The organism is Psychromonas aquimarina ATCC BAA-1526 (assembly GCF_000428725.1).
GTDB classification, from domain to species: Bacteria; Pseudomonadota; Gammaproteobacteria; order Enterobacterales; family Psychromonadaceae; genus Psychromonas; species Psychromonas aquimarina.
Map to the genome: position 1 here is coordinate 79,795 of NZ_AUAM01000008.1, position 14,435 is coordinate 94,229.

The window sequence follows — 14,435 nt, forward strand, 5'->3', positions numbered from 1 at the left end:
ATCCGTTTAATTTAAAGTTATAAACTAATTTGATACTCACAATTTTTAAAACACTTATCGTTTATCGGTATCTGGGAGGTACCTTAATCTGCTTATTGAATATCCCTGTTTTCTGAAAACGTTAAGCTGATTTATTTAAGTCTTTTTCTGCGATATTTAAGGGTAAATAGATGGAAAATGTAGTGCCTTTTTCTTTAACACTCTCAACAAAAAGCTCTCCCTGTAATGAGTGTATTAGCTCTCTTATCTGATAGGCTCCTATTCCCATACCTTCATTTTTTTTTGTACTGGAAAACGGTTTAAATAATAGTTCATTTATAAAAAATTGCTCCATTCCACAGCCTGAATCTTTGATTTCTAACCATAAAGCTTCTTTTTGTGTGTTTAATTTAATAGCGATTGTTCCGCTGTCCTGAGTCGCATCCTGAGCGTTTTTTATAAGGTGATTGATGACCATTAACAATTTGTCCGGATCCGCCATTACAAAGGCCGTCGGGCCGTTAACGGACAGGGTCGGTTTGGGAAAACTATTGGAATTCATTTCCAGCGCATTTAACAGAGTGTCATTAACGTTAACTCTTTCCATGTTTCCCTGCGGGTTACCCTGCAGTTTAATTAACAGTTTATCCATTTTTTCAACTGAATTAGTGATGGTTAAAATTACGTCGCTGACAAATTCTGGTTTATGCTTGAATTTGTCGGCATTTTTTATCATTAGGCGCTGCTGTGCAACCAGGTTTTTTATATCGTGAATTGCAAAAGCGGTAACCTTGTTAAACAGATCAAATTTTTTATTCTGGATTAATTTTTCTGATGCCTGCTGATGAGCAATATAACTGGCGACTTGCCTTCCGGTAAGTTTCAGGATGTCTAAATCTTCCCAGGTTAAACATGAGAAAACAGATTCTTTGCATAATACAATGAAACCAATCAGGTTATTACGGTTGTTGAGGGGCACAATCGTCCAGGCATTTTCAGTATCAACAAACCATTCAGGCAGATGCTCGTTGTAGGGATTGTCAGTGTCGCCGGAATAGCGGGGAGCCTGGAAAACCCACTCCTGCTGCTCCATTATCTGAATAAAGTCACTGTCGTTAGGTTCAATCGGCAGGGTGGATTGTAAATCGAGGTTTTTTACGGCTACGAGGGAGAAAAACTGCTGTCCTTTTATCCAGATCCCGCCTTTACAGCAGTCAAATAATGTTGTCATAGCCAGCAGGGCTGTCTCATAATTATTACCGTCCGGGTTTTTTTTAGAAAGCAGAACATCCAGTTTAATCCACTGCTTATGATAGTCATATTTGTGAGTGAAGAAGTGTTTGCTGGTCCAGACATTAACTCTTTTTCTAAATTTTTCCATACATGACAGGGTGGCAATGGCAAAGACTGCCATGACATAGAATAATATTTCCAGAACTTCAGCCCATTGAATGTTAAGTGATTTAACCGCAAGGCCGAGTAATGACATGGAAACTAAAAAAATACCCGCCAGGATAAAGCTGGTATTAAACAGGATCACCGTATTTGACAGTTTAAATTTACTTTCCAGGCGCTGTTTAAACGGATAAATAATAATGCTCAAAGTAAGCAGCAGTGAAGTGCTGCTGCTGATAAAGCCGCGAGCATACCAGAGGCTGCTGCTGTTGCTGGTGCTGATCTGCAGTAACAAATTGCAGTAAACCAAAGTATCATAAGCAACCTGTGTGATTACAACTAGCCCTACAAATTTTGCTATACGGCTGGAATCGGGATTTCTGAGCACCTGTTCGGCCATGACAATAGCCGCTAAACAGAACAGTATTTTTACGTAAAGCCATAATATCGGGTAGGGGAATACAGTTAAACCGCGGGTTAAGCCGTAGGCAAAAATGATCAGGCAAAGCGCCATGCATAAATTTATGCTCAGCGGCCACTGCAGTGGAATTTTTGTTTTTCGCGAGTGCATTAATAGATAAATCAGAACTGATAACCAGCTGCTGTAACGCAGAATTTCAAGACTCTGAAACTGCCAGCTCAGTGCAGTAAAACTTACCGGGCTGCTCGCTAAACTGATATGCCAAAGGGCTGCGGAAACCGCCATGGCAGTGAAACTAAGTTTAAGTTTTATGTTTTTTATATTAATTAAAGCGGTAACTGCTAATGAGATTTCAACGCAGGCTGTTAGTAAATCAAAAATAGTTAGCTGTAAGTAATAATCGATCATTATTCTGCTTACCTCGAAATTTTCGTAACTAACGGCAGCAGCCCTTTTCTGAAGCTACTTCCTGTATAATTTTTAACAATACATATTTAAAACCAGCATCTTTGTTTATATGATTCCGCGGGTATCAATCACCATAGTGGCTGCAAAGTGAGTTTTATCTGCTGCGGTTTTAAATTCCTTATGATCCACCAGTACAACTACCACATTAGCAATTTCCAGCGCATGTTCCAGGTGGGTAAATTCAACGCCCATTCTAAGCAGATGCTCAGGTAATGAGCGTAAATTCGGCTCGACCGCAATTAACTGGCCAATTTTGTTTTTGGCTAACTGTTCAACGATCTGTAAGGCGGGGCTCTCCCTAAGGTCATCAATATCCGCTTTAAAGGCCAGTCCTAAGCAGGCAATAACAGGGCGTTTAAACTCATCTGCAGCACGGGTTATCTGTTCGATAACGTAAAAATGTTTATGATCATTGGTTAAACGCGCCTGCTTAATTAGATTGGCTTCTTCCGGACAGCTGTCAACGATAAACCAGGGATCAACGGCAATGCAGTGTCCGCCGACGCCGGGTCCTGGATTTAAAATATTTACCCGGGGATGACGGTTAGCTAATTTAATCAGTTCCCATACATTTATTTTTAATTTGTCGCAGATAACGGACAACTCATTGGCAAACGCAATATTAACGTCTCGGAAAGAGTTCTCGGTTAATTTTGCCATTTCTGCAGTGCGGGCATTAGTGACGATGCACTCGCCTCGGACAAAGGTTGCGTAAAATGTAACTGCTTTATCACTGCATGATTTACTTATGCCGCCGATAACACGGTCATTGGAAACTAATTCCTGCAGTACATGACCTGGTAAAACGCGTTCCGGGCAGTGTGCAATATTAATATCGGCCGCATCACCGCTATTTTGCGGAAAAGATAAATCTGGACGTGCTTCGGCTAACCAGTCTGCCAGCTTTTCAGTGGTTCCTACCGGAGATGTTGATTCTAAAATAATCAGATTTCCCTTTTCCAGGACCGGAGCGATGGTCTTAGCCGCCTCTTCAATATAGTGAAGATCCGGATGATGGCTGTCATCATTGCTGTGTATAAAAGGGGTCGGTACTGCAAGTATAAAAACATCCGCAGGCTCTGCTGTGGTAACTGCGCGTAAGTTGCCGGTGGATACTACACTGCGTACAACAATATCGAGATCCGGTTCGACAATATGAATTTTGCCGGCATTGATGGTGTCTACTGCTTTCTGATTAACTTCTACGCCGATCACGCTCATGCCTCGGGATGCAATAATTGCTGCTGTCGGCAGCCCTATGTATCCAAGCCCGATTACCGACACTTTTTCAAAACTCATAAGGCACTCCGTGTATTGTTAGTTTCTATTACGGCAGTTCAGCAATATCAAATAGTTAACTTATAATCAGCATAGTAATGTTTGTTCTTATTTACAATTGAACGGCATCTTTTCTGCTGTATATGTTGTATCTGTAAGAGCAGATAAGCAGGCGCTTATTGAGAAACTTTAGAGCAGTATAGGCTGTTGTTATAGAGCAGCTGTCAGCATAAGGTAAGCGCTGTATTTATCTATAAGAAGCTTAGTCTAGGAATGAATTTTTTTGTCTAGCAAACTATTTGTGAATACATAATTAAGTGATTTATCTCTCATAGTGCAGCTCTTAATTGAAAATGTATTGTGGATAGAATAAAGCCGGTGTTTTAGTAAAACATTATGTTTAGAGCTGGATCTGCACAATATTTGTATGCCGGCTTTCGAATCCGGAATCGTTAAATGCAGTTATTGAGAAAAAATAAAGCCTGTCTGCCGACAATGTATCTATTTTGATAAATGTCTGCTGCGGATCATTAATAATTATCAACTTATCTAACTTTTGTGCAGACTGTCCGTAGTAGACTTTGAAACCGGATAAATTTGTCAGCTCCGAGCCGTTTTCATTGAAAGTTGGGGCTTCCCAGCTAATCTTGACAGTGGAACTGCTGATTTGCTCGGTCTGCGCCGTTGATGCTTCTGTGTTATTTGTATCTGAAACTGCTATTGATGAAGAGCCGCCGCCACCACCGCCGCCGCAGGCACTCAGCAGCAGAGCTGATAAGCCGAAAAAGAAAGGCGGCAGATAAAATCTGCTTGAAGTTTGTGAGAGTTTTAAATAATTCATTAACTGGCTTACGCTTATTAGTGGTTGAAAATCGAACAGTTGAATATGATAGAGAATAATATTCAACTGTCAAATTTGCCAGTTATAACCATAACAGCTTTGAATGGATCGCTAGGGAGGTGTATGCAGATAAATGCAGACAAATTAATTCATGCTCGTGTTATCAGTGACTGGCATGGTTTTGAAAATATCAGAGCAGAGTGGAATAAGCTGCTTAAGCAGTCTGATGCTGACAATATATTCCTGACCTGGGAGTGGCTAAACTGCTGGCGTAACAGTCAGAAATCCCTTATTAAACCGATAATTATCGTTATCGAAAAGTCTGGTGAAATTATTGGTATTGCTCCTTTTTATATTCAGCAGTATCGCCTTGCTCACCTGTTCACCTATAACGCATTGAGATTTGCTGGAGATCAGGCTATCGGCTCAGAATATTCAAATTTTATTGTTCATCGCGATAACAGCACTGCGGTTAAAGCCGGGTTATGGCGTCAGCTGCTCTCTCCTGAGGTTAAAGTTCTTTGGGACTTTATCTGGTTTACTAATATTGCCGCCTGGAGTGAAGGTGGAAAAACGCTGCTGCAGTCCTTAGCGGAAGTAAAATCACTTCATTGTAATCAGCGTACAGTTGAGTTTTCTCGGGTGCCGCTAGAGCTGTTTAGAAGCGATATATTACCTAAGCTGTCGAAAAGCCTGCGTACTAATATCCGTCAATCCAGCAGGCGTCTTGATAAACTTGGACCGTGGCAGATTACTGTTAGTGATCCGGATAGTGATATATTCCAGCAGCTCGAGAAGCTGTTTAGTTTACATAATCAGCATTGGTTACATGCCGGATCAAGCGGTTCCTTTCAGCGCCGCCCTGAGCTAGCTGCCTTTTACCGTTTGTTTGTGCCGCTGGCATTGGAGCAAGGCTGGCTGCGTTTATTTAGTCTGCAGAGTAATAATGAGACACAGGCTATGCAGCTGGGTTATGTTTATAACAATGATTTTCTGGCGCTTCAGGAAGGTTATAACCCGAAATTTTTACCGGGAATCGGACAGGTTTTACGTTATTCTGCATTTTCATACTGTGCTCAGGAACAATTAAACTGTTATGACTTTTTAGGTGGTTACAGCGATCATAAACGACGCTGGCTGGCTGAAAAAAGGCTCGGCTGCAGTCTGTTTATCTGGCGGGATAAAGCTTTGAACCTGCCGTTTTATACAAAAAAGATCTGGCCGACCGGCCGTTATCTGAAACCCTGCAGTTAAAAGCAGTCACCAGTTTATAATGGTTTTAAACTGCTGTTCGCCTGTTATGCAGCCTTTAGCAACTAAGGTTGTTATAGGCTTTTTCTGATGATAACCGCGGCTTATCCAGCCTAATGAGGCCTTATGTGTATCCTCTCCGGGTTTTCCCGTCACTAAAGACAGCTGCAGATTTTCGGGTAAATAAATAGATATTTTTTCTTCAGCCAGGGTTAAGGTGCAGATATGGCCGTTAATGGCTATATCGTTACAGTACTCTGAAAGATGGAAGTAGACTGCTATATCGTGCCGCCCTTGAGTATGGATTTTATCAGTAATCTGCAGCTGTTTTTGTTGTGAATTCAAATCCAGACTGCGCTGGTGAAGAGCGGGTGAGGTCAGGCGCTGATAGCCGTTATGCTGACCAGTAACCCTGCCGCCGCAGCCGCTGGGCTCCCAAAGTAAACAGCGGGCTTGAGCATGCTGTTCCCACATAAACGGGCCGGTCATAACTGACTGATCCAGGCCGTCAATCTCAAGGGTATTATGCGCCTTGGTTTTTCTAAAATGGGAGCGCCACTGCGGAAAACTGTAATAATCATAAGTACCGCTGTCAATAAGCAGATCTTTACCATTAATGCGCATAACAAAGCTTAATGCATCGGCATGGCCGTGAGCGGCAATTGATGTATAACCCAGCTCTGCACAATCGAACAGGATACTGACCTGATTATGCTCAGCAGCTAAACCAGCCTGTAAGAGAAAATAACCTGATTCATTGAATCTGTGTGAGGTTAATACCTTGATCTGTTCTGCTGACTCGTTATGCCGGCGAATGATTCGCTGGTTAAATAACCAGAATGCAGTTTCGCTGGGCTGCCGGCCGCTTGTTGTGAATATCTGCTGATCATAAAGATAATAGGCAGTGTCACAGACTGCATTAATATTATGGACATGATCACCAAGATCCAGGGCGTAACCATCGTCCTGATCACCAAGCATCGGGTAGTTTTCACCGCCTTGAGCAACCCTGGCAATAAACTCGGCAATTTTATTTAGGGTATTGTGATAAGGCGCTGAAAAATTATCCTGGCGCCATTGTCCCGCCAGCGAGGAGATTAAGTACAGCTGAAAAACAAAAAACTGATAGCCGAAGCCGTGCTCTCTGGAACAGCCGTCGGCAAAGGTTTGTGCCTGTATTTGAGTTTCTAATACAGCTTTACTTTTAATACGCCAGGCAGGAGCGTCTTTGAGTACCGAAAAATAACTTGAAGCGATGTAAACTCCAGCGGCTTCTCCAACTAGGTGATTATTTGCTGAAGAGCCTTGAGAGAATTTTGCACTTACATCACGACAATGCAGAAAAACACTATTTAATATTCGTCTCTTAAACTGACCGCTGAATAATCCAGAGTCTTGAATTAAATCAATCGCCCATACCCAGTTAATAAGTCTGATGCCCAGCTCAAGAGGGTTACACCAGTTCATACCGTAACCATATGGATTAGCATCTAGCCAGCTGTTTAGCTGCTTTACAACCGCTTGTGCGTATTTTAACTGCCCGCTTACTTGATACGCCCGGGCAAGTACTACAAACTGATGATGCCGGTTTGGCTCCCACACCAGTTTACAGTCACCATTAACGGCTGTGTCCCGGTAGTTGACTGCCATAATATGTTTACGGCTGGTTTGCCGGCCTGCCGCATGATCTTTATGCCAGTTGACTGGTGATTCCAGGTGATGTTCCTGCAGATCAAAAAAACTGAGGCGATGGTTAATAATATAATCTGCTTTATAAAGCAGCGGGGCTCGCCATAAAATATTAAATTGTCTGATATCACCGACAAAGACTTTAAAAGGCGGCTTAAACTCTGCATCAGGATTATAATCAGCTTGAAACTGAGCCTCGGGAACTTGTTTGAGCTGTACACGAAGCCGTTCAATAACCGCTTCAGCTAATAATCTTAAACGCCAGATTATTTCTCTATATGACATGCTATTAAGACGCTTTATATACCAAAAGGCACTCTGCATAAGGACTTCCTATATTTGCGGCTCAGGTGAAGCTGAGGGCCTGATAAATTCAGAAGAAAAGTCACTTATTATTTTCAGTGCACGGCTTTGCTCTTGATTATGATAGTCAAGTGCAACCGCGATCAGTGTTGCGCCGGGGCTGCCTTTTATTGTCGCGACTGCTTCATTCCATTTCGACTGTTTTTTATCTGCGCTAAAGTGTCCGTCGTTCACATACCAGTAGGCAATTAAGCGCGAGCGTTTTGTATCTCGGCGAAGTTTGATTAAATTTACTTTATTGAGCACGCTGTTCTGTTTGATGGCTAATGTTTCCTGGCCAACTGCTGCCCAGCGGTTTTCATTAAACAGACGGTTTTCTACAAAGATCATCTCCTGCCCTTGACGCTGACGCACATAATTGGCCAGATAAACTTGAATTAACAACTCCCCCTGAGAGAAATAGACGAACTGTTCTGAACTTGCCCCGATTGAGGTCGGGGACCAGTTAGGACTGGCCGCATTAACCTGACCGAGTTGTTTATAACTGCTTATTGTCGGTAATATAAACTTGTAGTCGGGATCATAGCGGGAGGAAACATATGAAAAAGCACCGCTGGAGAGCACGACAATGGCCGATACCAGTAATAAGTATCGTGTATTGAGAACAGGCCGTGCATTTTGCTCTACGGAGCTAGTTGAATTATCTGCTGCGGGTTCATTAAAACTGGCTTGTCCGATAATGATAAGAGGCAGAATACCGGCGGCGAAAACAAACCAGCCGAATGTTAAATGATCCTGTACGATAAAGTGCTGCATATGAGTCTGGCTGCCGACAATAATAATAACTGTTATACGGATCCAGTTAGCAATTATAGCGATAATAACAGCAAGTATTAGGAAGCCTAATCCGGCTTTATAAGTTAAATTATTGAACTGAGTAACAAAACCCGCATATAAAGCGGAGACTAAAAAGAAGCCGAGACCTGAGCATGCTTCTTCGACACTGAATATACCGCCCGGTGTAATAAGGCGGTAACCCTCTCTAGTTATTTCGAACCCGAGCAGACTGACACTATGAAAACTAACCGCAGTTGAAATATCCCGTAAGGGTACCTGCAGTATATTCCATATGGGTAGTGTTAGAGACAGTATCAGCAGCGGCAGAAAGAGAGTTTTAATAATTTTATAACCGTAAACCGAGGTTAACAAAGCGGTTACGATAAGAAATACGCTCAGCTGCTGGAGCTGGCCGATACTGGCAAGGTTTGCAGTAAAAAGTAACAGACAGCTGCAGAGAATGAACAGAATCGTAACAGGTTTGAAGCTGTAACAGCTGAAAATATCCCGCTTTAACCAGAAACAGTACATGCTTAGGCCGAAACCTAACAGGCCGTGGTTATAGGGGCCTACACTCCACCATTCAGCGATCAGCTCAGAAACAACTGACGGATTAGCGACTAGAACAAATATAATATTGAATGCAAAAAATGAAGTTAATTTTTTTCGGTCACTAAAATACATATTAAGTATCCTTAAAATAACTTTAAATGAGTGTATACCCATGTTACTTCAAGATGCAAAGTCAGCAAGGCAAATTGTGCCGAGATGCTAGGCATAAAATTGAAGTATAGTTATTCTACATAGAGGTTTTATAACAACGCAGATCGGTGCAAGTTTCCTTACCCTACGGGGCACTAGCTCGAAAACCAGCCCTGCGTTGCAACAATCGAAAAGTGAATAACAATTACCTCATATTGCGCCTTGCTCTGGTGTCCGAGCTAGCGCCTGACAAAGCATCTTGAGGCAGCATGGGTATAGTTCCTTTAAGCGAACAAAAAAACTTACTCTGGCTGCTGTCTGCTTAAATTTTTTCCGGAGATGACGGAGAATTGCTCACCGGCTTATTTACTTCTATAAATTAGTTAAAGTGATAAATCTTATCTATCATTATGTTCTTAATATCTTTTTTATTTGATTTCTTTACTGTCGGTAGTGTTTTTGGTTACGGAGAATAGTTTATGCCTGCATTGAGCAAACCGTCTGCCCCGCTCCCTTCCTTGCCAGTGTTTAATGTTACCCAGAAATATGTAACTTTATTCGGCATTAAGGTTCATGCGCTCAGTGAATCTGATGCCCTGGATAATATCGATGCGGCTGTCAGAGAAAAAAAATCACTGCATATTGGTATGTTGAATGCTGCAAAAATAGTCAATATGAAACGCAACCCGGCTCTTAACCTTGATGTTCAGTCATCGAATATGATTCTTGCCGATGGAAGTTCGCTGGTGGCTGCAAGCTGGCTGCTTAGACATAAATTACCAGAGCGGATCGCTGGTATTGATTTAATGCACGCCATCTTGAGACAGGGCAGCAGCAGGGGTTATAAAGTATTCTGTCTTGGTGCCGCCCCGGATATTTCCGCTAAAACAGAAGCTGAAATCCGCAGGCTGTATCCGGGAGTTATCATCGCAGGCTGCCGGCATGGATACTTTTCTGATGATCAGGAGGAGGCTGTTGCGCGGCAGATTGCGGATTCGCAGGCTGACGTATTATTTGTTGCAATAACTTCGCCGAAAAAAGAGCAGTTTATGGCCCGCTGGAATGAAACCATGCGGGTTCCTGTTGTGCATGGTGTAGGCGGTTCCTTTGATGTGTTAGCTGGAAAAGTAACGCGTGCACCGCTGCTGTGGCAGAAGTATGGAATGGAGTGGTTATATCGGGTGAAGCAGGAGCCCGGGCGTTTATGGAAGCGTTATTTAGTGACTAATACGTTATTTATTGCTCTGTTAGTCAAAGAAATGATTTTTCCCAGTAAATCTCGTTAGTTTTAAAGTATCGAACTAAGCTTAATAAAATTACCCGTTTGATTATTCAGCTGGTTGTAAAAAACGGCGAATTTTATCCACTTATTCTTCAACTGTTTATAAACGGTGAAGGATTTTTGTTATGTGGATATTAAGCGGGCTTTTAACTTACCTATCTGCTTATGCTTGATAGTCGAACAGGAAAAATTAAGTCATATTATGGATAATAAAAAACAATCCTTGATTTATTTAGCCGCCGCCAGCCATTCCGGCTCCACTATGCTGGCCATGCTCCTTGGCGCTCATCCTGATTTATGCAGCGTTGGTGAACTAAAAGCGGGCCATTTAGGGGATAAAAACAGTTATTTATGTTCCTGTAAAAGCCTCCTGGAAGAATGTGAATTCTGGCGCGGGGTCAGTGAAAAAATGGCGTCCAGAGGGCAGTCTTTTTGTATCTTTGATGCCGGTACTGATATTCGTTCTAATGCGAGCCCCTATGTACTTTTTTTATTAAAACCTCTGGTACGCCGCCGTTCTGTCGAATGGATGCGCGACGTTTTATTAAATATCTCGCCGAGCTGGCGAAAGCAGTTAGCCAGGCTGCAGCGGCGTAATGCTGATTATGTTCGTGCCGTTGCGGAGCAAGCCGGAGCTGATGCTGTTGTTGACTCATCTAAGACAGGTATTCGTCTTAAATATCTGCTTAAGAACAAAGATCTGGATATTAAAGTTGTCTGGCTTGTACGTGATGGAAGGGGGGTATCGTTAGCCTATAAAAACCCTTCTGAATATGCTGATGCGAAAGATCCTGAATTCCGCGGCGGCGGAGCAGAGAAAACTCAGGAGCAGGGAAGAAATGTCGCGGCGGGAGCTCATGAATGGTTGCGCTGTAATCAGGAAACCGAAGCTGTATTAGCGACCATGACTGAGGATAAATGGCTTAAAGTGCATTATGAGGATCTTTGTGATAATACAGAGAGCGAACTCAATCGAATATTTGAGTTTATCGGGGTTAATCCCGGCAAAAAACGCATGGACTTTAAAGCGGTAGAGCATCATGTTCTGGGTAACGGCATGCGTTTTGACTCGAGCAGTCTGATAACGCTTGATGACCGCTGGAAAACAGAGCTTACGCAGGTTGAATTAAATGAATTTGCTCAGGCTGCTGGTGGTTATAATGAATCTGTCGGTTACTCTTCTAACGAAAGAAGGTTATGAAAAAAAGAAGTACTCCTGTAACGGATGTCGATTTAAGCGGCAAAAATAGAATCGTGAGAAATACCTTAATCAGCTGGGCAAGTCATCTGGTTCTGGTTGTTTCTGGTTTTATTATGCCCCGCTTGATGCATGAATATATAGGTCAGGTACAGCTGGGTATCTGGGATTTCTGCTGGGCATTAATTTCATATCTGTCTTTAATCGGTTTAGGAATCGGGGCAAGTTCAAATAGGTACGTCGCTAAATATAATGCGGAGCATAAAACCGAAGATCTCAGCAAGCTGATCAGCTCTACGCTGGCCATAGAAGTTTTTATTTCTCTTACTATTCTTCTGGGAACCTTAACGGTTGTTTATACTATGCCGCTTTTTTTTGCTCAAGAGTTGGGTGAAAACGTATTTAAAACTCAATCTGTTATGTTTTATTTAGGTCTTAGTCTAACGATAACAACACTGTTTTCTATCAGCCGCGGATTATTAACCGGTCATCATAGATGGGATCTGCATAATGCTCTGACGGCAGGTTTCAGTGTGCTGTCACTGATAATTATGATGACCATGTTAATGTCTGGTTTTGGCCTTGTAGGAATGGCGCAGGGGTATTTAGCTTCAACGCTTATTGTTGAGATGATCCGAATTATTATTGCCTCTCAGTATACTAAACAAATTTCGATATCTCCTTCTAATATCTGCAAAGAGCTATGCTGGGAGCTTTTGGGTTTCAGCGCCAAAGGAAAGCTGGCTGTGCTGCCTCCTGTGGTTTTATTACAGTCAGTTAATATTCTAATTGTGAACGCTTTCGGGCCTGCAGTTTTAGCGGTGTTTGCCAGGCCGCTTGCATTAACCCGGCATATATCAACCTTTATGGTCAAATTTACTATGATATTAACCCCCACAGCAGGGGCTATGTTAAGTGAAGATAAAGCGGAAGAGCTGCAGTCATTTTTTCTAACAACGACTAAATTTAGTTTTGCTTTCACTCTGCCTCTAGTGATCGCTCTGGCCGTTTTCGGCGACATTGTTATCACATTCTGGATGGGGGCTGATTATGCGAACTGGCTGCTGATAGCGGTTTTATCCTTAGGGGCTTTATTACCGACGGCACAGGACAGCTCTCTGCGTATTATGATCGCTAAAAATATTCATGGGAAAATATCTATTTATATGAGCCTGATTGTGCTTATGGTGTTTTTTATCCTTTATCTGCTGTTTATTGAAAATAACTTTAATCTTATCACTGCCGCGTGTTTATTAATTATCCCGTCCAATCTGGCTTATGGTCTTGCATTACCTTTGTATGCCTGTAAAAAATTGTCTATTCCCGTGCGCTGTTATTTAAGTAAAGCAGTGTTTAAACCTGTTATTGCGACGCTTCCCTATGCCGCTCTGCTTGGTCTGGCAAAATATTATTACTTACAGTATGCATATCTCTATTCAGGGATGTTCTTTGTGTTTGCCTGTTTTTCTCTCGCTTTTTTTTATAGTGTTTTACTGCTTAATAAATCTGAAAAAAATCATTTGTGGAATAAGATTCGTTGATTCACTGAAAAGGAATTGATAATGAATATCTCTTTACGGAAATATCCCTATCCCTACCAGGCTATGCTGGCAGTCTGCAGTGATTTAGATGAAACACCGAATAAAGAGATTTACTTTGAAACAGCGCGCTACTTGAATACCACTGAGCAGACTATTTTAGGGAAAGGTGTTGGTCTGGAAGTTGGTAACAGTATCTACTTTGATATGCCTGAAAATCAATTTTCTTATACTAATACAGATAATGACGGCCGGAAAAAAATACATTATTTGATTGATTCCGGTCATATTGACTGTCTGCACTCTTTTGGTGACTTTGTTAACTCAAGGGAGCGTATTAAGCTGTGCTGGGCAGAGCTGCAGAAAGGTCAGCGTAAACTCGAAGTCTGGATTGACCATGCTCAGGCCCCTACCAATTTAGATGACGATATTATGCAGGGAGAAGGGGCCGTAGCAGGGGCGGATGCATTTCATACAGATCTTACGGTAAAAACAGGCGGGCTGTCTTTTATCTGGAAGGGACGGGTCACAAGTATCGCTTCACAGAATGTGAAACGAAATTACCGCAGCCTGTTTAATATTAAAGAGCCTTATAAGTCGGGTAAAACGATTTTAATTGAGTTTATTAAAGGCTGGTTCGCGCGCTTAGGCAGTGTTAAATATGCGATGCATAAAGATAACCATGTATTAAGAAAAACTCAGCTGCTGGACGGCACTCCTGTGCAGGAGTTTATGCGCTGTAATCCCTCATGGGGCGGTGTTTCTGTCTTTGACTCTGCCCGCGGTATTCATAATGTATTAACTGAATCAGTGCTGAATACACTGCTGAAAAATAAAGGCTGCAGTGTTCTGTATAGTCATTTGGGAAAGGTATTTAGCGGCGAGCAGGCTTTTAAACAATGCACCAGAGATGCGTTTGAGTTATTAGCTGCTTATCAGAAAAACAAACTGATTTTAACCGCTACAACCAGAAGGTTATTAGGTTACTGCCGTACGGTTGAAGAATTAAGCTTTATGGTTAAGTCTGCCGACGATAAGGAGCAGATACATCTGTCCACTACTTACAAGGGGCAGGATCTTTACGGGCTGACCTGGTATGCAGATGATCCTGAAAAAGTTGCTTTGTATATAAATGGTAAGTATTACTCTAATTTACAAATTAACCCGGCCGATAACAGCGGTAGGAAAAGTGTTTCTATCGCCTGGCCGCCTTTAGTCTTTCCTGATATTAAAAGTCCAGTTTAAATATGAGG

At 42.1% G+C, this 14,435-nt stretch carries 10 protein-coding genes; 5 read left to right on the forward strand and 5 right to left on the reverse strand.

All coding sequences use genetic code 11. The features are described 5' to 3' along the window. Positions 1 to 121: 121 nt before the first annotated feature. The 3 genes from prsK to G337_RS0101530 all read right to left on the reverse strand — a co-directional run bounded on the left by prsK (position 122) and on the right by G337_RS0101530 (position 4,382). The gene (prsK, locus tag G337_RS0101520; protein WP_028862301.1) at positions 122 to 2,203 is read right to left on the reverse strand and encodes an XrtA/PEP-CTERM system histidine kinase PrsK; all 2,082 of its coding nucleotides are present in this window, start codon (positions 2,201 to 2,203) and stop codon (positions 122 to 124) included. Between the two features lie 105 nt (positions 2,204 to 2,308). Continuing rightward, a complete protein-coding gene (wecC, locus tag G337_RS0101525; RefSeq protein WP_028862302.1) occupies positions 2,309 to 3,562 on the reverse strand; it encodes a UDP-N-acetyl-D-mannosamine dehydrogenase in 1,254 nt (417 codons plus the stop codon). A gap of 379 nt (positions 3,563 to 3,941) precedes the next feature. Continuing rightward, a complete protein-coding gene (locus tag G337_RS0101530; RefSeq protein ID WP_028862303.1) occupies positions 3,942 to 4,382 on the reverse strand; it encodes a fibronectin type III domain-containing protein in 441 nt (146 codons plus the stop codon). A gap of 123 nt (positions 4,383 to 4,505) precedes the next feature. Here G337_RS0101530 and G337_RS0101535 point away from each other — a divergent pair, with 123 nt between their 5' ends. After that, positions 4,506 to 5,636: a GNAT family N-acetyltransferase gene (locus G337_RS0101535; RefSeq protein WP_028862304.1), complete on the forward strand. Its 1,131-nt coding sequence runs from the start codon at positions 4,506 to 4,508 to the stop codon at positions 5,634 to 5,636. Between the two features lie 6 nt (positions 5,637 to 5,642). Here G337_RS0101535 and G337_RS0101540 read toward each other — a convergent pair whose 3' ends face one another. Continuing rightward, complete coding sequence (locus G337_RS0101540; protein ID WP_245597584.1) at positions 5,643 to 7,607, reverse strand: alginate lyase family protein; 1,965 nt, start codon at positions 7,605 to 7,607, stop codon at positions 5,643 to 5,645. A gap of 48 nt (positions 7,608 to 7,655) precedes the next feature. Further along, positions 7,656 to 9,146: an exosortase C-terminal domain/associated protein EpsI gene (locus tag G337_RS0101545; protein ID WP_028862306.1), complete on the reverse strand. Its 1,491-nt coding sequence runs from the start codon at positions 9,144 to 9,146 to the stop codon at positions 7,656 to 7,658. Between the two features lie 497 nt (positions 9,147 to 9,643). Here G337_RS0101545 and G337_RS0101550 point away from each other — a divergent pair, with 497 nt between their 5' ends. The 4 genes from G337_RS0101550 (at position 9,644) to G337_RS0101565 (ending at position 14,427) form a co-directional block, all read left to right on the forward strand. Next, entirely contained in the window at positions 9,644 to 10,450 is an 807-nt protein-coding gene (locus G337_RS0101550) for a WecB/TagA/CpsF family glycosyltransferase (protein ID WP_028862307.1), read from the forward strand. A gap of 123 nt (positions 10,451 to 10,573) precedes the next feature. Then, on the forward strand, positions 10,574 to 11,647 hold the full coding sequence (locus tag G337_RS0101555; protein ID WP_245597586.1) for a sulfotransferase: 1,074 nt from the start codon (positions 10,574 to 10,576) through the stop codon (positions 11,645 to 11,647). Beyond that, positions 11,644 to 13,185 carry an MATE family efflux transporter gene (locus G337_RS0101560; RefSeq protein ID WP_028862309.1) on the forward strand — a complete coding sequence of 514 codons (1,542 nt, stop codon included), beginning with the start codon at positions 11,644 to 11,646 and terminating at the stop codon, positions 13,183 to 13,185. The genes G337_RS0101555 and G337_RS0101560 overlap by 4 nt, the downstream gene beginning before the upstream one ends. A 21-nt stretch (positions 13,186 to 13,206) precedes the next feature. After that, positions 13,207 to 14,427 carry a hypothetical protein gene (locus G337_RS0101565; RefSeq protein WP_028862310.1) on the forward strand — a complete coding sequence of 407 codons (1,221 nt, stop codon included), beginning with the start codon at positions 13,207 to 13,209 and terminating at the stop codon, positions 14,425 to 14,427. Positions 14,428 to 14,435 lie beyond the last annotated feature (8 nt).

Coding starts and splice junctions, on each gene's coding strand:
- prsK (WP_028862301.1), bottom strand. CDS start 2,203: ATGATCGATTATTACTTACAGCTAACTATTTTTGATTTACTAACAGCC.
- G337_RS0101530 (WP_028862303.1), bottom strand. CDS start 4,382: ATGAATTATTTAAAACTCTCACAAACTTCAAGCAGATTTTATCTGCCG.
- G337_RS0101535 (WP_028862304.1), top strand. CDS start 4,506: ATGCAGATAAATGCAGACAAATTAATTCATGCTCGTGTTATCAGTGAC.
- G337_RS0101550 (WP_028862307.1), top strand. CDS start 9,644: ATGCCTGCATTGAGCAAACCGTCTGCCCCGCTCCCTTCCTTGCCAGTG.
- G337_RS0101540 (WP_245597584.1), bottom strand. CDS start 7,607: ATGTCATATAGAGAAATAATCTGGCGTTTAAGATTATTAGCTGAAGCG.
- G337_RS0101545 (WP_028862306.1), bottom strand. CDS start 9,146: ATGTATTTTAGTGACCGAAAAAAATTAACTTCATTTTTTGCATTCAAT.
- G337_RS0101560 (WP_028862309.1), top strand. CDS start 11,644: ATGAAAAAAAGAAGTACTCCTGTAACGGATGTCGATTTAAGCGGCAAA.
- wecC (WP_028862302.1), bottom strand. CDS start 3,562: ATGAGTTTTGAAAAAGTGTCGGTAATCGGGCTTGGATACATAGGGCTG.
- G337_RS0101565 (WP_028862310.1), top strand. CDS start 13,207: ATGAATATCTCTTTACGGAAATATCCCTATCCCTACCAGGCTATGCTG.